This is a genomic window from Streptomyces sp. MMS24-W38 (assembly GCF_059889265.1).
The window spans coordinates 3,226,429-3,248,586 of sequence record NZ_JCBCPP010000001.1 but is presented as its reverse complement, the minus strand read 5'-3'; the positions used below and the strand labels follow the sequence as shown (position 1 = coordinate 3,248,586).

The following is a 22,158-nucleotide window of genomic DNA, read 5'->3' as shown; positions in this document are numbered from 1 at the left end:
CCATGCCTGGGTCAGATCATGCCCGGGTCAGATCATGCCCCTGGTCATAGAATGCCCGCCCGGCTCGCAGATGTGATCCACAGCGGGAACTCGGACAGCAGACGGTCGTACAACTCCGGGTCCGGCACGGTGCTGATGTCGTCGACGGCGAAGAACCCGACGTTGTCGACGCGGCGTCCGGGCAGCGTGTCGAATCGTTCCAGCACGCCGTAGTTCGACCGTCCGAGCCCCACGAACTGCCAGAAGACGGGTTCCTCCACCGCTTCGCGGAGTTCACGCTCGATCTCGGTGTTCCGGTAGACCCCGCCGTCGGAGAAGAACAGCACGAGCGTCGGGGCCGCCGCGGGATTGCTCCCGACGAACGAGCGGACCTCGGCGATGACCTTCTGTTCCTCGTTCTGGATGCCGACCTCCCGCATGTCGACCTGGCTCGGGTCCAGGCCCTTCTTCCGCCCGCGCCGGAAGAGGCTCATCTCCCCCACCCGCACGTGCAGCCGGAGCCAGTCGGGCAGCTCGCCCAGCCGCAGGTCCGGCAGCCGTGCCGGATGCGAGGCGAACGTCCAGGCCTGCATCTCGCCGTCGTCGTCCAACTGCGCGGCGACCGCGGCCATGCGCTCGACGACGTCCGCCACGACTCCCTTGGAATACTGGGGTGCCATGGAGCCGGAGGCGTCCAGTACGAGGATGACGCGCGCGGTGACCTCGGCGGCCCCGTGCTTGCGCAGGCTGACGGCAACCTGCTCCTTGCGCAGCGACAGCCGCTTGCGCATGTCCACGGGCAGCCGCTCCTCTCCCTTGGTGAGGAGCGGAGCGGCTGGGGGAACGGCCGGGACCGGAGGCACCGGAGCGGAGACGGCAGGCGTGACGGGGGACGCGACGACCGGAGGCACGGCGGCAGGGGCCGCCGGGGGAGCGTCGTCCACGGTGATACCGAAGTCAGTGGCCAGCCCCGCGAGCCCGGAGGCGTACCCCTGGCCCACCGCGCGGAACTTCCACTTCCCCTGGCGCCGGTACAGCTCGCCACCGATGAACGCGGTCTCCGTGTCGGCCACCATGTCGAACCGGGCGATTTCGGTCTCCGCCCCGGCGTCGAGCAGCCTGAGCACCAACCCCGGGACCTGGCCGAAGGTCCCGCCGTCGGACGACGCGCACAGCGCGATCCGCTCGACGGCCGGTTCCAGCAGGCGCAGGTCGACCTCCACCGTGTCGGTCGCGGTACCGACGGTGCTCCGCTTTCCCCGGTGTGTCACAGCGTTGGAGGCGTGCCGCGGCTGGTTGTAGAAGACGAAATCGCCGTCGTCCCGCACCCGTCCGGTCGCCGTGAGCAGGAGAGCCGACGCGTCGATGTCGGGCATACCGGCCCCGGCGGTCCAAGCAAGCTCGACGCGCACCACCGGGGCATCGACGGGAAGGTTGGACCCCTTGCTCATTGATTGCGCTGTCATGGCATACAGTCTGCCGATCCGTCCCCATGAGCGGCGAGAGGGGCGGGCCCGAGCGACCCGCCCCTCGCCCGTTCAACCAGTTCGATTCAGTCAGTTCAGTCCGTCAGCGGCAGGTACACGCGGTTGCCCGCCTCCGCGAACTCCTTCGACTTCTGCAGCATCCCCTCGGCGATCTCCTCGGCCGAGGCGCCCTTTGGCGAGGCACCGCCGAACCGCTCCGTGATGCTCTGGCTGATCTTCATGGAACAGAACTTCGGCCCGCACATCGAGCAGAAGTGCGCGGTCTTGGCGGGCTCTGCCGGAAGGGTCTCGTCGTGGAACTCCCGTGCCGTGTCCGGGTCGAGGGCGAGGTTGAACTGGTCCTCCCAACGGAACTCGAAGCGCGCGTCGGACAGCGCGTCGTCCCACTCCTGCGCACCCGGATGTCCCTTGGCCAGGTCAGCGGCATGGGCAGCGATCTTGTAGGTGATGACGCCGGTCTTGACGTCATCACGGTTGGGCAGGCCGAGATGCTCCTTGGGTGTGACGTAACAGAGCATGGCGGTACCCCACCAGGCGATCATCGCGGCACCGATACCGGAGGTGATGTGGTCGTACGCGGGCGCGACGTCCGTCGTCAGCGGGCCGAGCGTGTAGAACGGGGCTTCATCGCAGATCTCCTGCTGAAGGTCGATGTTCTCCTTGATCTTGTGCATCGGGACATGCCCCGGCCCCTCGATCATGGTCTGCACATTCAAACGCTTCGCGATCCGGTTGAGTTCCCCGAGTGTGCGCAACTCAGCGAACTGGGCCTGGTCGTTGGCGTCCGCGATCGACCCCGGCCGGAGCCCGTCGCCGAGCGAGTACGTGACGTCGTAGGTCGCGAGGATCTCGCAGAGTTCCTCGAAGTTCTCGTACAGGAACGACTCCTTGTGGTGCGCCAGACACCACGCCGCCATGATCGAGCCACCGCGCGAGACGATGCCCGTCTTGCGGTTGGCGGTCAGCGGCACGTACGCCAGCCGTACGCCCGCATGAACCGTCATGTAGTCCACGCCCTGCTCGGCCTGCTCGACGACCGTGTCCTTGTAGATCTCCCAGGTCAGCTCCTCGGCCCTGCCGTCGACCTTCTCCAGCGCCTGGTAGAGCGGCACGGTGCCGATGGGGACGGGGGAATTGCGCAGCACCCACTCCCGGGTGGTGTGGATGTTGCGGCCGGTGGACAGGTCCATGACCGTGTCGGCGCCCCAGCGGGTCGCCCAGGTCATCTTCTCCACCTCCTCCTCGATGGAGGAGGTCACCGCGGAGTTCCCGATGTTGGCGTTGACCTTCACCAGGAACCGCTTGCCGATGATCATCGGCTCGGTCTCCGGATGGTTGACGTTGGCGGGCAGCACCGCGCGGCCCGCCGCGATCTCCTCACGCACGACCTCCGGCAACACGTTCTCCCGGATGGCCACGTACTCCATCTCGGGTGTGATCTCGCCGCGGCGTGCGTACGCCAGCTGCGTGACCGTCCCGCCCACGCGGCCGCGGCGCGACTGACGGGGCCGGCCCGGGAACACCGCGTCGAGGTTGCGCAGGCCGCCGCGCGGCGAGGTGTGCTTGATCCCGTCGTCCTCGGGACGGACGGGACGGCCCGCGTACTCCTCGGTGTCACCGCGCGCGATGATCCAGTTCTCCCGCAGCGGTGCGAGCCCCCTGCGTACATCGGTATCGACCAGGGGGTCGGTGTACGGGCCCGATGTGTCGTACAGCGTGACCGACTGGCCGTTGGTGAGGTGCACCTGACGGACCGGCACCCGTAGACCGGGGCGCGTGCCCTCGACGTACGCCTTGTGCCATCCGATGGACTTCCCGGCCTTCTCCTGCTCCGACGTCTCCGTCGGGTTCTGCGTGGAGGCAGGCGTGCGCGCGTCCTTGTTGGTCATGAGACCTACTCCCTACGCCGGCATTACCCGGTAACAGGTTCAGCGGTCGACGCAGCGGTTTCCGTCGGTCGGCGTTCCGTGGGGAACATCACTCGGACAGCAGTGATGTTTCATGTGAAACGTCGCTGGGACGGAGGTCAGCGCCCTCTCAGCCCGGTGCTCCGAGCTCCCGCGTGTACAAAAGGTGCCCCCCACGCTAGCGTCAATTCTGGCGCGGTGAACAGAGGGCCCTCGTTGTTCTTGCGATGATCGGGCGGTGACCTCGACGCAACATCCCCCGTACCCACCGCCCGAACCGCCCCTCGGCTCCGGCGACCGAAACGGCGGCGGCCGTGACAGAGGGCCCGCGGTCGGCAACGGCATGGGCCGTGGCGACGGCCGGGGAGGCGGCCCCGGTTCCGGAGACTGGTTCGGGCGCGGGCCCGGAGCCGACCACCCGAGCCAGGAGCAGGGGCGGCGGGGGCAGGGGGCGGGACAAGCGCGGGGTCAAGGTCACGGCCGGGGCCCGGAGCCGGGCGGCGGCCACCACGGCCGTGGCCCGGACGGGGACGGCCACAGCGGCGGCCACGGTGGCCCCCCTCCGGGCGACGACGGACACGAGCACGGTCCGGACTCCGGCGGCGGACACGGCCACTCGCACGGGCACGGGCACAGTCACAGTCACGGCCCCGCGGCCCCCGTCTCGAAGCACCTGCGCAAGGTCATCGCGGCGGTCCTCATCCCGTTCACCGCGGCGGTGCTGGTCGGCCTCGTCGTGCTGTGGCCGGGCGGCGCACCGGGGCATGAGCGCACCGGCGTCGGTTTCGACCGGCAGACGCATGAGGCCACGGTCACCAAGGTGGTCGAGGTGAGCTGTTCCTCCGTCAACGCTTCCGGGGGCGTCCCGACCGGCGACACCTCGACGGCCGAGGGCTCCTCCGCGCAACAGCAGGCGGACGGCACGTGCAAGAGAGCGACGATCCGGGTCGACAGCGGCAAGGACCAGGGCCGCACGTTCACCGAGATCGTGCAGCCGGACCAGTCCCGTCAGCTGAGCGAGGGTCAGGAGGTCGTGGTCGCCTACGAACCTTCCGCTCCGAAGGACCTGCAGTACTCGGTCGCCGACGTGAACCGGCGTCTCCCCTTGGCCCTGCTCGCCGGTATCTTCGCGGTCGCCGTCGTGGCCGTCGGGCGGCTGCGCGGCATGATGGCACTGATCGCGCTGGCGGTCAGCTTCCTGGTGCTGAACTTCTTCATCCTGCCCGCCATTCTGCAGGGATCGAACCCACTGGTCGTGGCGGTGGTGGGGGCGAGCGCCATCATGCTGCAGGCCCTGTATCTCTGTCACGGACTGTCGGCGCGCACATCCGTGGCGGTGCTGGGCACTCTGGTCTCGCTGCTGCTGATCGGCATTCTGGGCTCGGTCTTCATCGACTGGGCCGTGCTGACCGGCAACACCGACGACAACACCGGACTGATCCACGGCCTGTACCCCGAGATCGACATGAGCGGTCTGTTGCTGGCCGGCGTCATCATCGGGTCGCTCGGTGTGCTCGACGATGTGACGGTCACCCAGACATCGGCCGTCTGGGAACTGCACGAGGCCAACCCGTCGATGGGCTGGCGGGGGCTGTACCGCGCGGGCATCCGTATCGGCCGCGATCACATCGCGTCCGTGGTCAACACTCTCGTTCTCGCCTACGCGGGCGCCGCGTTGCCGTTGCTGCTGCTGTTCTCCATCGCGCAGAGCAGTGTGGGGACGGTCGCCAACAGCGAGCTGGTCGCGGAGGAGATCGTGCGTACGCTGGTCGGCTCGATCGGTCTGGTGGCCGCGGTGCCGGTCACCACGGCTCTGGCCGCCCTGGTGGTCTCGGCCGACCGTGCGGCGGCGCAGACACCCGAGGAGAGCGTCCGGGCGGTTCCGGCGCGGGGCGGGAGGGGCAGGCGCCGGAAGAGGTGACCCCGTTACGGCGCGGCGCCGGAGAGCCTGCTGCCGACACATGACCGGCTGCGACCCCGCCTCCGGGCGACCGGCCCACCGGGGTGGCTCGTCCACCGGCGCAAAAGCGTTCCTGCACCGATGTGGCGGAACGCGATGAACGGTTCCGCCACCGGCTGTCCGAGTGGCGGAACCCTTTACCCGGCCCCCTGCTCCGCCAGGATGCGGTCCAGTGCGTCGTCGAGATGGGCGTCGAAGTCGGCGAGCGCTCCCTCCTGGCCCAGCGGCACCAGCTTGTCGGTGCGGTCGAGAAAGGCCACGAGCGGCGCCGTCGACGAACGGAACAGCGCGTGGTCGCCACCGACCTGAAGCCGGATCAGCACCTCGCCCAGCGCGTCGGGCTCGACCGGTGACACCCGCACGTCGCCCTCGCCGCATGGTCTGCCGACGCCGTCGATCAGCAGCTCTCTGCCGAACACCCAGGTCACAGGCGCGTCACCGGGAAGATGGAAGGTCAGCCGCACGGCGTAGGGATCACAGGTGTCATAGCGAAGCTCCACCGGGATGCGGAAGGACAACTCCTCCGACACGAGAAAGCTCATCATGACCTCTGCCTGTACGGACTCGCGCATCGCCTACCCCGTCATTAGCCGCGGACCAGCCGGGAATGGACCCCTGACACTGGGTGAATCTTGCTCAACGTACACGGTGAATCACAAGGAGTGAGTTTTCAGATAGTGATAGCGAGCCCCAATGGCCCGAGCAGACGGCCCACTTCCGTCTGCAGTTGTTGCGCGGCGGGGAGCAGCCGGTGGGCCTGATGCGCGGGCAGGGAGATGGCGATCGTCGCAGCCGTGGTGCCGGCCGTGATCGGGATGGCCGCGCACACCGTGCCCAGGGCGTATTCCTGGCGCTCGATCACCGGTTCCATGCGCCGGGTCCGCTCCAGGCGTCGGAGAAGACCATGTGCGTCGCGCACGGTGTACGGCGTGACGGGTTGCACGGGGAAGCGGTCGAGATGGTCGCGGCGGGCGGCCTCGTCGAGCTGGGAGAGCAGGCACTGCCCGATGGCGTGCGCGTGACCGGTCGCCCGGAAGTCCGCCCATTCCTGGACCGCGGGATTGCCGGGAGTGTCGGAGACGCACACGAGGTCGATCTCGCCCTCGCGGTACACCGCGTAGTACACGGGAGCCCCGATCGCGTCACGCCACCGCGTGAGCGCGTCGACGACCGTGCTGCGACGTTTCTGCGGGGCCCCGCTGCTGCTCAGCCTCTCGGCTGCGTCGCCGAGGAAGAACAGCCCTTTGTCACGGCGCAGATAGCCCTCGTGCACAAGGGTGCGCAGCAGGTGGTACGTCGTGGGAAGGGCCAGTCCGGTCTCGCGGGCCAACTGTTTGGCCGGGGCTCCGTACTCATGCCCGGCGACGGATTCCAGCAGGCGCATCGCGCGCTGCACGGAGCCGATGAGGGTAGCGGTGGGCGCCGGCTCGGAGACCGCCCGCGCACGGGGCTGGCAGGGAACAGCAGGCAGATGTGCGGTGACGGTGTCAGCCGTGGCCAAGGGTCACTCCCGAAGCGAGGGGGCAGCCCGTGCGGGGGAACACGGGTGGGGGTGTACGCCGTTCGCGGGGATTGTCCCCGCATGGCGTTCCGGACTCTAACCGTCTGTCACCGCACGCGGACGGCCCGTCCAGGAAACTTCCCCCGCCAGAGGGAACCGGTGTCGCCCGTTACCGCTTCACCGGCTCCCCGTGGGGCTCACCAGTCGCCGCGCGACGACGAACTCGACGTGAACTTCCGTACGACATAGATGACTCCGCCGACCAGGGCAGCGAAGACCAGCACCTTGAAGAGCAGGGCGATCACGAAGCCGACCACACTCGCTATCAGCCCCCCGAACACGACCAGGGCGATGACCGGCACCGCGATCCACTTCACCCACCACGGCATTCCCGTGAAGATCTCTCGCATCGCCTTCGTCCTTACCTCTCCGCCCGTCTCGTTCCGGGTCGCGTGAATGATGTCCTGCACTCGATGCTAGGTCGCCAGGAGCCCCACCGGGGGCCTCGGATCCCTTGTCCTCCCCTGACCGGTCCCCTAGGGAACCCCGAGACCGCGGCTCAGCTCTCGGGGGGAGAGAACACCACCAGGACCCGCAGGTCCTCACTGATGTGGTGGAACTTGTGCGCGACCCCCGCCGGCACGTACACCACGCTGCCGCGTGCCACCTGCGTGGTCTCCATGCCGACGGTGATCGCCGCCCTGCCGCTGACGACGAAGTACACCTCGTCCTGGTTGTGCGGCTGCTGTGGATCCTGCCCGCCCGCGTCCAGGGCGTACAGGCCGACCGACATGTTCCGCTCCCGCAGGAACTGAAGGTACGCGCCCTCGTTGGCGGCGCGTTCGGCCTCCAGTTCGTCCAGCCGGAATGCCTTCATAGCCTGTCCGCCCCTGCCTCACTGCTCATGTCCGGTCCTGTCTGCCACGATCAGACACATGAAGAATTTCGTAGTCAAGACGATCGCCAACGCCGCCGCCCTCGCGGTGGCGGTGTGGCTGATCGACAAGATCACCCTCACAGGTGACAGCACGGGCAAGGAGATCGGCACCCTCATACTCGTCGCGTTGATCTTCGGCGTGGTGAACTTCCTGGTCAAGCCGATCGTGCAGCTCCTGAGCCTCCCGTTGCTCATCCTGACGCTCGGGTTGTTCACACTGGTGGTGAACGCGCTGATGCTGATGCTCACCTCCTGGCTGGCCGGCCAGTTCGATCTGAGCTTCCATGTGGAGGGCTTCTGGACGGCAGTGCTGGGCGGTCTGATCATCTCGGTCGTCTCCTGGGCCCTCAACGTCGTTCTGCCCGACGGGGACTGAGCACCATGACGTACCGCGTCTGTTTCGTCTGCACCGGCAATATCTGCCGCTCCCCGATGGCCGAGTCCGTCTTCCGCGCGCGTGTCGTGGAGGCCGGCCTCGACGGCACGGTCGAGGTGGACAGCGCCGGCACCCACGGCTGGCACGAGGGCGACGGTGCCGATCCCCGCGCGGTGGCCGTCCTGGAGGAGAACGGCTACGCCGCGGGCCATACGGCCCGGCGGTTCGACCCGTCGTGGTTCGCCCGTCTCGATCTCGTCGTCGCGCTCGACACGGGCCACCTCGAAGCACTGCGCCGCCTGGCACCCACTCCACAGGACGCGGACAAGGTGCGCCTGCTGCGCTCGTACGACCCCGGGGCGGGCGACGATCTCGACGTACCGGACCCGTACTACGGAGGTGCGGACGGCTTCGTCGCATGTCTTGAGATGGTGGAGGCAGCGAGTACCGGGCTGCTCACTGCGGTACGCGAGCAGACGGAAGGACGAGCGGCATGAGCGATCCCACGACGGACGGCGGCTACGGGACGGACCCGAGGCGGCCCTTCCTCGGTGACGGCACACGCGCGGTGCGGGCCGGACTGCCCGAGCCGGTCAAGCACGAACCGACCCTGCCCGGCCCCGTCTTCGCCGCCCATTTCCACCTGCCCGGCGACCCTACCGGCCCCTACACCTACGGCCGGGACGAGAACCCCACCTGGACGCTGCTGGAGCAGGCCATCGGGGATCTGGAGGCCCCGGGGCAGGACGGCGCCGAGACCCTGGTGTTCGCCTCGGGCATGGCCGCGATCTCCTCGGTGCTCTTCTCGCAGCTGCGCACCGGGGACACGGTCGTCCTGCCGAACGACGGCTATCAGGTGCTGCCCCTGGTGCGCACCCAACTGGAGGAGTACGGCATCGAGGTGCGTACCGCACCGACCGGCGGCGACGCCCAGCTCGCCGTCCTCGACGGCGCGCGGCTGCTGTGGATCGAGACGCCGTCGAACCCTGGGCTCGACGTGTGCGACGTGCGGCGACTCGCGGAAGCAGCACACGCGCGCGGCGCGCTGGTCGCCGTCGACAACACCCTCGCGACACCGCTCGGCCAGCGTCCGCTGGAGCTCGGTGCCGACTTCGCCGTGGCCAGCGGAACCAAACAGCTCACCGGCCACGGGGACATCCTCCTGGGGTACGTCGTCGGCCGCGACGCCGAGGCGATGGCCGCCGTGCGCCGCTGGCGCAAGATCGTCGGCGCCATCCCCGGCCCCATGGAGGCATGGCTCGCGCACCGCTCGATCGCCACACTCCAGTTGCGGGTCGACCGGCAGAACGCCACCGCCCTGGCGCTCGCCCAGGCCCTGCGGGAACGGCCCGAGGTGACGGGGCTGCGCTATCCGGGGCTGCCGGACGACCCCTCGCACCGGGTCGCCTCGCAGCAGATGCGGCGCTTTGGGTGCGTGGTGTCCTTCACGCTGCCCACACGCACGCGTGCGGACCGCTTCCTCGAGGCGCTGCGGCTCGTGGACGCCGCGACCAGCTTCGGCGGCGTGCGGTCCACGGCCGAGCGACGCGGCCGCTGGGGCGGGGACGCGGTTCCGGAGGGCTTCGTCCGTTTCTCCGTCGGAGCCGAGGATCCGGCCGACCTGGTGGCGGACGTGCTGCACGCACTGGACGAAGCGGCCGCCTGACCGAGCCGTCCGGGCAGGTGACAGGCGTCCTGCTCCGGACGACGGGCGGTCCGAGCCTCCCCCCTCGTGGCTCGGACCGCCCTCGGTTCTGCGCGCGAAGAACCGCGCGACCAAGGCTAGTTGACTCAGTGTCAGTGTCCAATCACCGTAGCGACAGCGACCTATCGACATATTTATAGTTGGGCCAAGGTGGCAACGGGGCTGGCGAAGAGGAGGGCTTGCTGTGGACCTGGCCTTGTTGCGGACCTTCGTGACCGTGCACCGAGCCGGCTCCTTCACCCGGGCCGCCGCCCTGCTCGGCCTCTCCCAGCCGGCCGTGACCTCACAGATACGGACCCTGGAACGGCAGCTGGGTCGACCCCTGTTCCTGCGGCAGGCCCGCGGTGTGACACCGACGACCATCGGGGACGAACTCGCCCACAAAGCAGCGCCGCATCTCGACGCTCTGGTGGAGATCACCGAGACCGGACTCGAAGAGGACTCCTCCTCGCGGACACTGCACCTGGCAGGGCCTCTCGAGTTCACTGCCGAGCGGGCGGTGCCCGCGCTCACTGCGCTGGCTCGCGAGAACGGCCACAGCTTCGCCTTACGCACCTCCTTCGGGACCGCCGAGGAGACACTGGAAGGGCTGGCCGCGGGGCGACATGATCTGGCCATCAGCACGGTCCGGCCGCGTGGCACGCTGCTCTCGGCGACCGCGCTCTGCGACGAGGAACACGTCCTGGTCGCCGCGCCCCGCTGGGCTCGGCAAGCCGGCTCCGACAGGCTCCGCCCCACCGAGGGGTCCGCGCTGGGACAGATCCCGGTGATCGAGGTGCACGAGTCACTGCCCCTCGTCTCCCGCTACTGGGTCTCTGTCTTCGATTCCCGCCCTACCACCCCGGGCACCGTCATCGTTCCGGATCTACGCGCGGTGCTGGCCTGCGTCGCCGCGGGTGCCGGGCTGGCCGTACTGCCCCGGTACCTGTGTACGGCCGCACTCGAACGCGGAGAGGTGATCGCGCTGCACGAGCCCGCCGTGCCACCGCTGCGCACGTACTTCCTGGTGGTCCGAAACGGCACGCTGGCGATGCCGCATGTCGCGCGCGCTCATGAGTGGTTGCAGCAGACAGCCGCCGACTGGTGCTGATCCTTCGGCCGCGCGGGCTCATCCGGGAAAACCGGCCGGGGGCGTGTCGCGATGTTTCACGTGGAACAAGCTGGGCCACATTTCCTCCATGACCGTCCGCCCCGTGGTCAAGCGCACCGCCCGTGCCGTCCTGCTGGACGGTGACCACTTGATCCTGATCAAGCGAACCAAGCCCGGCGTGGATCCCTACTGGGTCACCCCTGGTGGAGGAGTCGAGCCGGGGGACCCGACCGTCGTCGACGCTCTGCACCGAGAGGTGTACGAGGAACTCGGCGCCAAGATCACCGACGTGGTGCCCTGCTTCGTCGACACGGTGGAGCACATCGGCGAGGACGGTGGAGCCACCGGTGTGAAGGTGCAGCATTTCTTCGTGTGCCGTCTGGAGTCCATGGATCCGTCGTTGCGACACGGCCCGGAGGTCGACGAGCCCACCGGCGAGTACCAGATCGTCCGCGTGCCGTTCACCCGCGTGGGCATCGCCTCCGTCCATCTCGTCCCGTTGTCACTACGGCACTACCTGGACGGCAACATCGAGGGCGTACGCGCCATGCACGCTCCCGACCTGGGATGACGCGGGCATCACGCGAAGGACACCGGCTCGTGGGCATCCCGGAGCTCTCGGAAACAGGTGGACACCAACAGCCTCTGTCCGACAGCCTGGCCTGCGTGCCGACATCCTCCCTTGCTTCTCTGCCCATCCGTCGCCTCACCCCCCGCGATCTCTCGGCCTGCGCCGACCTGTCCGAGGATCGCGGGTGGCCGCGTGAAGAGCACAAGTGGGGGCTCCTTCTCTCCGCGGGGAAGGGCTATGGGATCGACGATCCCGACGGCGGTCTGGGCACCGCCTGTGTCGTCACCGAGTACGGCCCTCAGGAGCATCCCGCGCTCGGGGCCATCGGTATGGTTCTGGTCGCCGAACGGCATGCCCGCCAGGGCATCGGACGCCGCCTGATGCGCCACGTCATGTCGGCGATGAGCGCCACGCCCCTGACACTGCACGCGACACCGAACGGCCTCCCCCTCTACGAGGAGCTCGGCTTCAAGGTCACCGGCCGGGCGGAGATGCTCCGCGGGCACTTCGTCCCGAACGGGGCAGATGTGTCAGGGATCTTCACCCGCACCGCCACCGCCGCGGACCTGCCCGCCCTCCTCCGGCTCGACAAGGAGGTGTTCGGGGCGGACCGTACGCACATCGTCACCCGGCTGCCCTCATTCGCCGACCAGGTGCGCGTGGCCGAGGAGGACGGCCGGATCATCGGTTACGCGGCCGCATGGCCCAATATGGACACCCATGTCGTGGGCCCGCTGATCGCCCGCGACACCCCTACAGCCATGGCGCTCCTCGCTTCTCTCGCCGCTCACACCGACCGGCCGCTGCGGACGGACATCGATGTACGGCATGGAGAGCTTCTGGCCTGGGCGAGGGACCATGGTCTGGCGTCCATCGCCTTCAACGCGGTCATGACGTACGGAATCACGGAGATGCCCGGGGACTGGACCCGAAGGTTCGCCCCCGTGACGGTCGCGGCCGGCTGAGGCTCCGGACACGACGACGCCGGTTCCCGAAGGTTTCGGGAACCGGCGTGCTGTGTGGGGACCGCCCGTCAGACGAGGGCGTCCACGGCAGCCGTGGCGAAGGAGTGGTCCTGCTCCGGCGCACCGCCGCCGACGCCGACCGCGCCGATCAGACGGCCACCGCGCCGGACGGGCACACCACCGGCGATGAACAGCAGCGGTCGGTCCAGTGCGGTGGGCAGGGTGTGGAAGAGCCCTCCCGGCTGCACGACCTCGACGAGGTCCGCGGTGGGCGCGTCCAGCTGAAGTGCGGTGTATGCCTTGCGGGTGCTGGTCTCACCGGAGATCAGCACGGCGCGGTCGTCCCGCCGGAAAGCGAGCAGATGCCCTCCTGCGTCCAGGACGGTCACGCTGACCGTGACCCCGGCAACCTCGGCCGCCTGGTGTGCGGCCGTGACCAGGGCTTCGGCGTCGGCGGTGGTGAGCGGGGCGACAGCGGTGGTGGTGCTCATGAGCAAGTACTCCTTGGTGTAAGGGCGATGCCGGGTGGCAGCGGTGACGTCGGTGGTCGTGGTGAGGGAGTCGGCCGGTGGTGGCCGAAGACGGGGCGAGGACGGCCCCGGGCTTGTTCTCACCGGCGTTCAGATCAGTGGGGGACCGAGGTCCGCCGTGCGGTGGGCGCCGAACCCGCGCTCCTGGTGCTGGAGGCCTTGTCCCGGTGGTCGAGGGCGGCGGACACGAAGGCCAGCACCAGGGCACCCGCCGCAAGGGCGGCGCCGACCCAGTTGGGAGCGGTGTAACCGAGCCCTGCCGCGATCACGAGACCACCGAGCCATGCGGCCAGGGCGTTGCCGAGGTTGAAGGCGCCGATGTTCATGGCCGAAGCCAGGGTGGGAGCGCCGTGAGCCTGGTCGAGAACCCGCTTCTGCAGGGGCGGGACGGTGGCGAAGCCCAGGCCGCCGATCAGGACGATCGTGACGGCCGCCAGGATCTTGTGGTGCGCGGTCAGCGTGAAGAGCGCCAGGACGACGGCGAGAGCGCCCAGGGACACGTACAGCATGGGCATCAGGGCGCGATCCGCGTACTTGCCGCCGATGAGGTTGCCCCCGACCATGCCGAGGCCGAAGAGGACCAGCAGCCAGGTGACGGATCCGTCGGCGAAGCCGGCGACGTGCGTCATCATCGGCGCGATGTAGGTGATGGCCGCGAAGACACCGCCGAAGCCCAGGACGGTCATCGCCATGGCCAGCAGGACCTGGACGTTCTTGAACGCGGCCAGTTCGTCACGCAGCCGTACGCCCTCTGGCCGGGGAAGGTCGGGAACGAGCTTGGCGATGCCGACCAGACCGACGGCACCGAGCGCGGCGACGATCCCGAACGTGACGCGCCAGCCGGCGGACTGGCCGACGAGAGTGCCCAGGGGAACACCGACGACATTGGCGACGGTCAGTCCGGTGAACATCATGGCGATGGCCCCGGCCTTCTTGTCGGAGGCGACCAGGTCGGCCGCGACCACGGAGCCGATACCGAAGAAGGCACCGTGGGCCAGCGAGGCGATCACCCGCCCGAGCAGCATGGCGCCGAAGACGGGGGCCAGAGCCGAGAGCAGGTTCCCGGCGATGAAAAGGCCCATCAGCAGCATCAGCATCCGCTTGCGGGAGACCTTGGTGCCGAGCACGGTCATCAGCGGGGCACCGAACATGACACCCAGGGCGTAGCCGGTCACCAGATGGCCGGCGATGGGAATGGAGACGCCGAAGTCACCTGCGACCTCGGGCAGCAAACCCATGATCACGAACTCCGTCGTTCCGATCCCGAAAGCCCCGATCGCGAGGGCAAGGAGCGCGAGAGGCATGAGGGAAACAGACCTTTCAACTGATTGCACAAGCGCCTTACAGGCAAAGACAATAGTTGCACACGCGGGTTACTTGCAAGCGCGGTCTATTTCGTTCTTGCTCTACCCTGGCCTCAGCAGCTCCTGAACGGAGGGAACGCCCATGACCGCCACGGACCCCGCACTGACCGCCCTCACTCAGGGCTGGTGCGCGCTCTCGCTGCTGCACGGGAGAATCGAGGCCCATATCGAGCGGGCTCTCCAGGCTCAGCACGATCTGAGCGTGCGGGAGTACTCCCTGCTGGACGTCCTGAGCCGACAGCACGACGGCGTCGGGGGGCATCTCCAGATGAAGCAGGTGGCCGACGCGGTCGTACTCAGCCAGAGCGCCACCACCCGCCTGGTCACCCGGCTCGAGAACCGCGGCCTGCTGGAGCGCTACCTGTGCCCCACGGACCGGCGCGGCATCTACACCAATGTCACGCAGGCCGGTCTCCTGCTTCTGGAGAAGGCACGGCCGACCAATGACTCAGCGCTGCGCGAGGCTCTCGACGCGGCTGCGAAGAACCCCGATCTGGCCCCGCTGGTCCGCGCAGTGGAGACACTGAAGACATCGGTATCGGTACCTGCATGAGGCAACCGCCTCGGCACATGTCTGCGTAGGGTGCGGTCATGGGAGATCTTGAGATACGCCCCGCGGCCACCGATGACATCCCGGCGATCGTCGACATGCTTGCGGACGACCCCCTGGGCGCACAGCGTGAGTCGCCGGACGACCACCGCCCGTACCTGGCCGCTCTGGAGCGGCTCAGTGCCGATCCGAACCAGCATCTGGTCGTCGCGGTCCGCCAGGGCCGTGTCGTCGGCACGCTCCAACTCACGATCGTCCCCGGGCTGTCCCGGCGCGGTTCCACGAGGTCGATCATCGAAGGCGTCCGCATCCACGGCGACGAGCGCGGCAGCGGCCTCGGGACCCGGCTCATCGAGTGGGCCATCGACGAGTCCCGCCGCCAGGGCTGCCAGTTGGTCCAGCTGACCTCCGACAACACCCGCACCGACGCCCACCGCTTCTACGAGCGGCTCGGCTTCTCGGCTTCCCACGTGGGTTTCAAGCTCACACTGTGAAGGCAGGCAGGGGCTGTTTCACGTGAAACAGCCCCCTGGGCAAGTTGCCGTGCAATCGGGCCCTATCCGACCCCCCGCCATCCCTCGGGATCCACTCCGCCCGGCACAAAAGCTTCCTCGTCATACGGTCGACGGCTGAACACGAAGGACCCGAGGTCCAGATGGCTCACCGATCCGTCCGGCCGTCGTACGGGCTTCAGGAGCTCTCCGGCGTAGTAACCCTCCAGCCCTGTCCAGGTGCCGTCGCCGTTCGATCGGAAACTCGAGCTGCGGCCCTTACCGGACAGCGGCTCCAGCGACACCAGTCCGTCGGCCGACAGCCGCAGGGCAAAGCCGAGCGTCCCCCAGTACCACTGCCCCACCAGCTCCAGCACAGCGGAGTCCGCCTCCCGCAACGGCCTCCAAGGCGCGGGGATACGGGGTTCCGCATCGGCAACGATCCGAACGAGATCGGCGGCGACCGGGAACAGTAGGGGTCCGGACGTGCAGTTGGCCAGGACCACTGCGGCTACGTCGTCCTCCACGCTCATCACAAGACAGGCGAGGAAGCCCGGCAGTGATCCGGTGTGCCCGATGAGGGCCCGCCCGTCCCGGTGACGCACCTCCATTCCCAGGCCGTACGCATAGCCACTCGCCACGTCCGCCGCCTCCGCCGGTGCCGCCGGCCTCCTCATCTCTCGCAACGACCCGAGACCCAGTACCCGCTCGTCACCGCGGGCCAGAAACGCGGCAAAGCGCGCCAAGTCGTTCGTGGTGGACCAGAGTTGCCCTGCGGGCGCCATCCGTCCGAGGTCCTCGGCGGGCTCACGCTGCATCACGTCGGCCCACGGATGCACCGCCCAGCCATCCGCGTACGGCACCTGCGGGAGCACAGCTGTCCGATGCAGACTCAAGGGCTCGAGAACTTCACGTCGGAGAACGGCCTCCCACGAAGCGCCGCGCACCTTCTCCACGAGCGCGCCGAGCAGCGCGTATCCGGGGTTCGAGTAGTGGAACCGCCTGCCGACCGGGTGCACCAGGGGGTGCTCGCCCAGCACGTCGGCCAGGTCGGGCCGCAGGGAGCCAGGAGTGCGCTCCCACCAGGGGCCCGGTGTCTCAGCCGCCAGACCACCGGTGTGCGCGAGCAGTTCGGCGATGGTCGCCTCTCCCGCGCCCGTACCCGGCAGGTACTTCTCCAACGGCTCGTCGAGGTCGATCGCCCCCTCGTCACGCAGCCGGAGCACCAGAACGGCGGTGAAGGTCTTGGTGAGGGAACCGATCCGGTACTGCGTGTTCCCGTCCGGCGCGTGCCCTTCCAACGACGTCCGCGCACCCGTCCACACCGCTTCTCCGTCCCGCACCACGGTCGCGACGAGAGACGGGGCCCGCTCTTCGGCCTGGGCGACGGCGATCCGGCGCAACAACGCCCGACGCGTACCGGCCAGCAGTTCTTCCTGAGGTGTCGTCATGCCCTCAGTTCAGCAGGAATCCGATCAGGTCTGCGCCATGTCCACGAAGCGCGAGTAATGCCCCTGGAAGGCGACCGTGATCGTCGCCGTCGGACCGTTTCGGTGCTTGGCCACGATCAGGTCGGCCTCACCCGCACGCGGGGACTCCTTCTCGTACGCGTCCTCACGGTGCAACAGGATGACCATGTCGGCGTCCTGCTCGATGGAACCGGACTCTCGCAGGTCGGAGACCATCGGCTTCTTGTCGGTGCGCTGCTCGGGACCACGGTTGAGCTGGGAGAGCGCGATGACCGGTAGTTCCAGTTCCTTGGCGAGCAGCTTGAGGTTACGGGACATGTCCGATACCTCCTGCTGGCGGCTCTCCGCTCGCTTGGAGCCACCGGACTGCATCAGCTGAAGGTAGTCGATGACGACCAGTCTCAGGTCGTTGCGCTGCTTCAGCCGACGGCACTTGGCACGGATCTCCATCATCGACAGGTTCGGGGAGTCGTCGATGTAGAGCGGCGCCGCGGATACGTCCGGCATCCGGCGTGCCAGGCGGGTCCAGTCCTCGTCGGTCATCGTGCCGGACCGCATGTGGTGCAGGGCGACCCTGGCCTCGGCGGACAGCAGGCGCATCGCGATCTCGTTGCGCCCCATCTCGAGTGAGAAGACGACGCTCGGCAGGTTGTGCCTGATCGACGCCGCGCGGGCGAAGTCCAGCGCGAGCGTCGACTTGCCCATCGCGGGACGCGCGGCGATGACGATCATCTGCCCGGGATGCAGCCCGTTGGTGAGCGAGTCGAAGTCCGTGAACCCCGTGGGTACACCGGTCATCTCACCGCTGCGCGAGCCGATCGCCTCGATCTCGTCGAGCGCGCCCTCCATGATGTCGCCGAGCGGCAGGTAGTCCTCACTCGTGCGCTGTTCGGTGACGGCGTAGATCTCGGCCTGCGCACGGTTGACGATCTCGTCGACATCGTCGTCGGCCGCGTATCCCATCTGAGTGATGCGGGTACCGGCTTCGACCAGGCGGCGCAGCACGGCGCGCTCGTGCACGATCTCCGCGTAGTACGCCGCGTTGGCCGCCGTGGGCACCGTCTGGACGAGGGTGTGCAGATACGAGGCCCCGCCGACCTTGTTGATCTCACCGCGTTTGGTCAGCTCCGCGGCGATCGTGATGGGGTCGGCCGGCTCCCCCTTCGCATATACGTCGAGGATGGCCGTGTAGACGGTCTCGTGAGCCGGTTTGTAGAAATCGTGGCCCTTGAGGATCTCGACGACATCCGCGATGGCGTCCTTGGACAGCAGCATGCCGCCCAGAACGGACTGCTCGGCCTCCAGGTCCTGTGGTGGCACCCGCTCGAACGCGGCGCCTCCGCCGTCCCACGCTCCGGAGTCCCGGCCGCGGTCGCGTTGGCCCTCGCGGCCCCTGCCTCCGTCGTCACGGCGGCGGGAGGCAGGCAGACGATCACTGGGGCCGCTGTCGGCCCACGGGTCGTCCAAGGGCTCGGAAATGCTCACCGAGCCACCTCCTCCCGTCCGCCGAGCGGACCTAGCCGTGGCCCTCTTTCTACGGCACGGCGCTGACAAATAGGACGCCCGACTCCGGTTGTCGCGCGCCGGATTTGCGGCCATTCGGAAACCGGCGGACGGAGCGGGCGCCGGACCACCGTAGGCCCGTCTGCACCGTCAGCCAATCTGGTTATCCACAGGCCCTGTGGACGACCGGGCCAATGCTGTGGAGAAGTCCGCCAAACCTGTGCACGACCCGGTGGACAGCCCTGTGAACAAGGAACCCCTGGCGTTGCAACAAGCCCGCTGACCTGGGATTTCGTAGTCCACTGCCTGTGTAGAAGAAAAACTTTCCCAGACGGGCCAAGATCCCTTCGATCGCTGTGCGCATGCACACACTCTGCGCCGTCAAGTAAGGGTCTACAGAGCTTTGCATCTCTTACCTGTGGACGATTAGATTGGTGCGCATGACACAGGCCCCCGCGCGCCCACGCGCCGTCCGACGGCAGCACGACCGTGAGATCATCATGCTGGCCGTCCCGGCTTTCGGCGCACTTGTCGCCGAGCCCCTTTTCGTCTTGGCCGACAGCGCCATCGTCGGCCATCTCGGCACCGCACAGCTCGCCGGTCTCGGCATCGCGTCAGCCCTTCTGGTGACCGCCGTGAGCGTCTTTGTCTTCTTGGCCTACGCCACCACCGCCGCCGTCGCCCGGCGCGTCGGCGCCGGCGATCTCCCTGCCGCCATCCGCCAGGGCATGGACGGGATCTGGCTCGCCCTGTTCCTCGGTGTCGCCGTCATCGCTGTCGTCCTGCCCACGGCACCGGCCCTGATTGACCTCTTCGGCGCCTCGGACACAGCGGCCCCCTACGCGATCACCTATCTGCGCATCTCCGCCCTCGGTATACCGGCCATGCTGATCGTGCTCGCCGCGACCGGTGTGCTGCGCGGGCTGCAGGACACAAAGACGCCTCTCTACGTCGCCGTCGCCGGCTTCGTCGCCAACGGCATCCTCAACGTCGGGCTGGTCTACGGCGCCGGCCTCGGCATCGCGGGCTCCGCCTGGGGCACGGTCATCGCCCAGTGCGGCATGGCCGCCGTCTATCTGATCGTGGTGCTCAGAGGGGCACGCCGACACGGCGCCTCACTGCGCCCGGACATCGCCGGGATCAGGGCCTCTGCCCAGGCAGGCGCACCGCTGCTGGTGCGCACTCTCTCACTCAGGGCCATCCTCATGATCACGACCGCCGTCGCCGCCCGACTCGGCGACTCCGACATCGCGGCTCACCAGATCATCCTCTCCCTGTGGAGTCTGCTCGCCTTCGCGCTGGATGCCATCGCGATCGCCGGACAGGCCATCATCGGCCGCTATCTGGGAGCCGGCGACGCGCAGGGCGCCCGTGAGGTATGCCGTCGCATGGTGGGGTGGGGCATCGGCGTCGGAGCCGTTCTCGGCATGCTCATGATGCTCTCCCGGCCGATTTTTCTGCCCCTGTTCACCAGCGATTCCACGGTCACCGACGCGGCACTGCCCGCTCTGGCGATCGTCGCCCTGTCCCAGCCGATCTCCGGCATCGTCTTCGTTCTGGACGGAGTGCTGATGGGCGCGGGCGACGGGCCGTACCTGGCCTGGGCAATGCTCATCACCCTGGCGGTCTTCACCCCGGTCGCCCTGCTGGTCCCCGTGTTCGGGGGCGGTCTCACCGCGCTCTGGGGCACGATGACGCTCATGATGACCATTCGGTTGCTGACCTTGTGGATCCGTACCCGTTCGGGCCAGTGGGTCGTCACCGGCGCCACGCGCTGACACGTTTCCCGCGGAACGCCATGTTTCACGGGAAACGACGGTGGGGGCCGCACCCCGAAGGGTGCGGCCCCCACCTCACTGCTTCAGTGAGCAGTACTTACTCCGAGACGACCTCGATGTCGACCTTGGCGGCAACCTCGGGGTGCAGACGCACGTACGTCTCGTGGGCGCCCAGAGTCTTGATCGCCGTGCCCAGCTCGATGCGGCGCTTGTCGACCTGGGGACCGCCGGCAGCCTTGATCGCGGAAGCGATGTCGGCCGGGGTGACGGAACCGAAGAGACGACCGGCGTTGCCGGAGCGGACCGCGAGGCGGACCTTGACACCCTCGAGCTGAGCCTTCACCTGGTTGGCCTGCTCGATGGTCTGGATCTCGTGGATCTTGCGAGCACGACGGATCTGCTCAACGTCCTTCTCGCCACCCTTGGTCCAGCGGATCGCGAGCTTCCGCGGAACCAGGTAGTTGCGAGCGTAACCGTCCTTGACGTCGACGACGTCGCCCGCGGCACCGAGGCCGGAGACCTCGTGGGTGAGGATGATCTTCATGAGTCGGTCACCCTTCCCTTATCGCGCGGTGGAGGTGTAGGGCAGCAGCGCCATCTCACGGCTGTTCTTGACGGCCGTGGCGACGTCACGCTGGTGCTGCGTGCAGTTGCCGGTCACGCGGCGGGCACGGATCTTGCCGCGGTCGGAAATGAACTTCCGCAGCATGTTCGTGTCCTTGTAGTCCACGTACGTGACCTTGTCCTTGCAGAATGCGCAGACCTTCTTCTTCGGCTTGCGCACAGGCGGCTTCGCCATGATGTATCTCCTGTGTGATCAAGAAGTGTGGGTGCGGCCCCGCCTAGAAGGGGGGCTCGTCCGAGTAGCCGCCACCGCCGCCGGAGCCTCCGCCCCAGCCGCCGCCACCCTGGCCACCGCCCTGGTTGCCACCGGCGGGAGCGCCGGTCGCCCAGGGGTCGTCGGCCGGGGCGTTGCCGCCCTGCTGGCCGCCACCAGGGCTTCCGCCCCAGCCGCCGCCCTGCTGGCCGCCACCGCCGTAACCACCCTGCCCACCGCGGCCGGTGGTCTTGGTGATCTTGGCCGTGGCGTTGCGCAGGCTGGCGCCGACTTCCTCGACGTCCAGTTCGTAGACCGTGCGCTTGACGCCCTCACGGTCCTCGTAGGACCGCTGCTTCAGCCGGCCCTGCACGACGACGCGCATGCCTCGCTGGAGCGACTCGGCGACGTTCTCCGCCGCCTGACGCCAGACCGAGCAGGTCAGGAACAGGCTCTCGCCGTCCTTCCACTCGTTCGTCTGGCGGTCGAAGGTGCGGGGAGTCGACGCGACACGGAACTTCGCGACGGCCGCACCGGACGGGGTGAAGCGCAGCTCGGGGTCATCGACAAGGTTGCCGACGACCGTGATGACGGTCTCGCCTGCCATGGGGGAACCTCTCGGCGGGTTTGCTGCTGGCTGCTGGTACTGCTACTCGGATCCCGAGAGCTGCTGAGCGGAAACGCTCAGTGGTTCTCGGGACGGAGGACCTTGGTCCGGAGGACCGACTCGTTCAGGTTCATCTGGCGGTCGAGCTCCTTGACGACCGCAGGCTCGGCCTGCAGGTCGATGACCGAGTAGATGCCCTCGGGCTTCTTCTTGATCTCGTACGAGAGACGACGACGGCCCCAGGTGTCGACCTTCTCGACCTTTCCGCCGCCGTCACGGACGACGGAAAGGAAGTTCTCGATCAGCGGGGAGACAGCACGCTCCTCGAGATCGGGGTCGAGGATGACCATCACCTCGTAGTGACGCATGTGGAACCCACCTCCTTTGGACTCAGCGGCCACGGTCGTTCCGTGGCAGGAGGGTCGTGATGCGTTGCGCAACGATGCCTGTCAGTAGAACAGCCGCCACTGACAATCGATGCCGGGCGGCGGTTTCCCAGGCCGACCGGGGCGGACCGTGGTCCTGCCCTGATCCTGACTGGATCTGTCCGGACAGACACCGGTGCAGACAG

The 22,158-nt window shown here is 68.2% G+C and carries 24 protein-coding genes; 10 read left to right on the top strand and 14 right to left on the bottom strand.

The window, feature by feature from the left end:
- Positions 1–44: 44 nt before the first annotated feature.
- Together AC6F7H_RS13595 and thiC are read right to left on the bottom strand one after the other, a co-directional pair.
- Entirely contained in the window at positions 45–1,445 is a 1,401-nt protein-coding gene (locus AC6F7H_RS13595; protein WP_500757269.1) for a VWA domain-containing protein, read from the bottom strand.
- A 95-nt stretch (positions 1,446–1,540) separates the two neighbouring features.
- Positions 1,541–3,355, bottom strand: coding sequence for a phosphomethylpyrimidine synthase ThiC (gene thiC / locus AC6F7H_RS13590; RefSeq protein ID WP_500757268.1), 1,815 nt, complete (start codon positions 3,353–3,355; stop codon positions 1,541–1,543).
- Positions 3,356–3,611: 256 nt separating this feature from the next.
- Here thiC and AC6F7H_RS13585 point away from each other — a divergent pair, with 256 nt between their 5' ends.
- A complete protein-coding gene (locus AC6F7H_RS13585; RefSeq protein WP_500757267.1) occupies positions 3,612–5,294 on the top strand; it encodes a YibE/F family protein in 1,683 nt (560 codons plus the stop codon).
- A gap of 176 nt (positions 5,295–5,470) precedes the next feature.
- Here the strand turns inward: AC6F7H_RS13585 and AC6F7H_RS13580 are convergent, their stop codons facing one another.
- The 4 genes from AC6F7H_RS13580 to AC6F7H_RS13565 all read right to left on the bottom strand — a co-directional run bounded on the left by AC6F7H_RS13580 (position 5,471) and on the right by AC6F7H_RS13565 (position 7,711).
- The gene (locus AC6F7H_RS13580; RefSeq protein ID WP_500757266.1) at positions 5,471–5,905 is read right to left on the bottom strand and encodes an SsgA family sporulation/cell division regulator; all 435 of its coding nucleotides are present in this window, start codon (positions 5,903–5,905) and stop codon (positions 5,471–5,473) included.
- 98 nt (positions 5,906–6,003) lie between these two features.
- Positions 6,004–6,717, bottom strand: coding sequence for an IclR family transcriptional regulator domain-containing protein (locus AC6F7H_RS13575; protein WP_500761797.1), 714 nt, complete (start codon positions 6,715–6,717; stop codon positions 6,004–6,006).
- A 314-nt stretch (positions 6,718–7,031) separates the two neighbouring features.
- Complete coding sequence (locus AC6F7H_RS13570; RefSeq protein ID WP_500757265.1) at positions 7,032–7,244, bottom strand: DUF5326 family protein; 213 nt, start codon at positions 7,242–7,244, stop codon at positions 7,032–7,034.
- 149 nt (positions 7,245–7,393) lie between these two features.
- Positions 7,394–7,711, bottom strand: a complete 318-nt coding sequence (locus AC6F7H_RS13565) for a cupin domain-containing protein (protein WP_363038994.1) — start codon at positions 7,709–7,711, stop codon at positions 7,394–7,396.
- A 58-nt stretch (positions 7,712–7,769) separates the two neighbouring features.
- Here AC6F7H_RS13565 and AC6F7H_RS13560 point away from each other — a divergent pair, with 58 nt between their 5' ends.
- The 6 genes from AC6F7H_RS13560 (at position 7,770) to AC6F7H_RS13535 (ending at position 12,478) form a co-directional block, all read left to right on the top strand.
- Complete coding sequence (locus AC6F7H_RS13560) at positions 7,770–8,147, top strand: phage holin family protein (protein WP_500757264.1); 378 nt, start codon at positions 7,770–7,772, stop codon at positions 8,145–8,147.
- A 5-nt stretch (positions 8,148–8,152) separates the two neighbouring features.
- Positions 8,153–8,644, top strand: a complete 492-nt coding sequence (locus AC6F7H_RS13555) for a low molecular weight protein-tyrosine-phosphatase (protein ID WP_500757263.1) — start codon at positions 8,153–8,155, stop codon at positions 8,642–8,644.
- Positions 8,641–9,813: a cystathionine gamma-lyase gene (locus AC6F7H_RS13550; RefSeq protein WP_500757262.1), complete on the top strand. Its 1,173-nt coding sequence runs from the start codon at positions 8,641–8,643 to the stop codon at positions 9,811–9,813. Before AC6F7H_RS13555 ends, AC6F7H_RS13550 begins: the two co-directional genes overlap by 4 nt.
- Before the next feature lie 223 nt (positions 9,814–10,036).
- Positions 10,037–10,942, top strand: a complete 906-nt coding sequence (locus AC6F7H_RS13545) for a LysR family transcriptional regulator (RefSeq protein ID WP_500757261.1) — start codon at positions 10,037–10,039, stop codon at positions 10,940–10,942.
- 88 nt (positions 10,943–11,030) lie between these two features.
- Positions 11,031–11,513, top strand: coding sequence for an NUDIX domain-containing protein (locus AC6F7H_RS13540; RefSeq protein WP_361457264.1), 483 nt, complete (start codon positions 11,031–11,033; stop codon positions 11,511–11,513).
- Between the two features lie 95 nt (positions 11,514–11,608).
- Positions 11,609–12,478 carry a GNAT family N-acetyltransferase gene (locus tag AC6F7H_RS13535; RefSeq protein WP_500757260.1) on the top strand — a complete coding sequence of 290 codons (870 nt, stop codon included), beginning with the start codon at positions 11,609–11,611 and terminating at the stop codon, positions 12,476–12,478.
- Positions 12,479–12,546: 68 nt separating this feature from the next.
- Here AC6F7H_RS13535 and AC6F7H_RS13530 read toward each other — a convergent pair whose 3' ends face one another.
- Positions 12,547–12,969 (bottom strand): GlcG/HbpS family heme-binding protein, encoded by a 423-nt coding sequence (locus tag AC6F7H_RS13530; RefSeq protein WP_500757259.1) that lies wholly within the window; start codon positions 12,967–12,969, stop codon positions 12,547–12,549.
- Between the two features lie 134 nt (positions 12,970–13,103).
- Complete coding sequence (locus tag AC6F7H_RS13525) at positions 13,104–14,312, bottom strand: MFS transporter (protein ID WP_500757258.1); 1,209 nt, start codon at positions 14,310–14,312, stop codon at positions 13,104–13,106.
- Between the two features lie 142 nt (positions 14,313–14,454).
- Between AC6F7H_RS13525 and AC6F7H_RS13520 the strand changes: the two genes are divergently transcribed.
- Together AC6F7H_RS13520 and AC6F7H_RS13515 are read left to right on the top strand one after the other, a co-directional pair.
- Positions 14,455–14,925, top strand: a complete 471-nt coding sequence (locus tag AC6F7H_RS13520; RefSeq protein ID WP_109376556.1) for a MarR family winged helix-turn-helix transcriptional regulator — start codon at positions 14,455–14,457, stop codon at positions 14,923–14,925.
- A gap of 38 nt (positions 14,926–14,963) precedes the next feature.
- On the top strand, positions 14,964–15,416 hold the full coding sequence (locus AC6F7H_RS13515) for a GNAT family N-acetyltransferase (protein ID WP_500757257.1): 453 nt from the start codon (positions 14,964–14,966) through the stop codon (positions 15,414–15,416).
- Between the two features lie 62 nt (positions 15,417–15,478).
- Here the strand turns inward: AC6F7H_RS13515 and AC6F7H_RS13510 are convergent, their stop codons facing one another.
- Together AC6F7H_RS13510 and dnaB are read right to left on the bottom strand one after the other, a co-directional pair.
- Entirely contained in the window at positions 15,479–16,864 is a 1,386-nt protein-coding gene (locus AC6F7H_RS13510; protein ID WP_500757256.1) for a serine hydrolase domain-containing protein, read from the bottom strand.
- Positions 16,865–16,888: 24 nt separating this feature from the next.
- Positions 16,889–18,367, bottom strand: coding sequence for a replicative DNA helicase (gene dnaB / locus AC6F7H_RS13505; RefSeq protein WP_500757255.1), 1,479 nt, complete (start codon positions 18,365–18,367; stop codon positions 16,889–16,891).
- Positions 18,368–18,825: 458 nt separating this feature from the next.
- On the opposite strand from dnaB, the gene AC6F7H_RS13500 reads away from it, so the two are divergent.
- Positions 18,826–20,163: an MATE family efflux transporter gene (locus AC6F7H_RS13500; RefSeq protein ID WP_500757254.1), complete on the top strand. Its 1,338-nt coding sequence runs from the start codon at positions 18,826–18,828 to the stop codon at positions 20,161–20,163.
- Positions 20,164–20,260: 97 nt separating this feature from the next.
- Here the strand turns inward: AC6F7H_RS13500 and rplI are convergent, their stop codons facing one another.
- The 4 genes from rplI to rpsF form a co-directional block, all read right to left on the bottom strand.
- The gene (gene rplI, locus AC6F7H_RS13495; RefSeq protein ID WP_109376561.1) at positions 20,261–20,707 is read right to left on the bottom strand and encodes a 50S ribosomal protein L9; all 447 of its coding nucleotides are present in this window, start codon (positions 20,705–20,707) and stop codon (positions 20,261–20,263) included.
- Positions 20,708–20,725: 18 nt separating this feature from the next.
- Positions 20,726–20,962, bottom strand: coding sequence for a 30S ribosomal protein S18 (gene rpsR, locus AC6F7H_RS13490; RefSeq protein WP_003949403.1), 237 nt, complete (start codon positions 20,960–20,962; stop codon positions 20,726–20,728).
- A 43-nt stretch (positions 20,963–21,005) separates the two neighbouring features.
- Positions 21,006–21,587, bottom strand: a complete 582-nt coding sequence (locus AC6F7H_RS13485; protein WP_500757253.1) for a single-stranded DNA-binding protein — start codon at positions 21,585–21,587, stop codon at positions 21,006–21,008.
- Positions 21,588–21,664: 77 nt separating this feature from the next.
- Entirely contained in the window at positions 21,665–21,955 is a 291-nt protein-coding gene (gene rpsF, locus AC6F7H_RS13480) for a 30S ribosomal protein S6 (protein WP_062188887.1), read from the bottom strand.
- Positions 21,956–22,158: the final 203 nt, after the last annotated feature.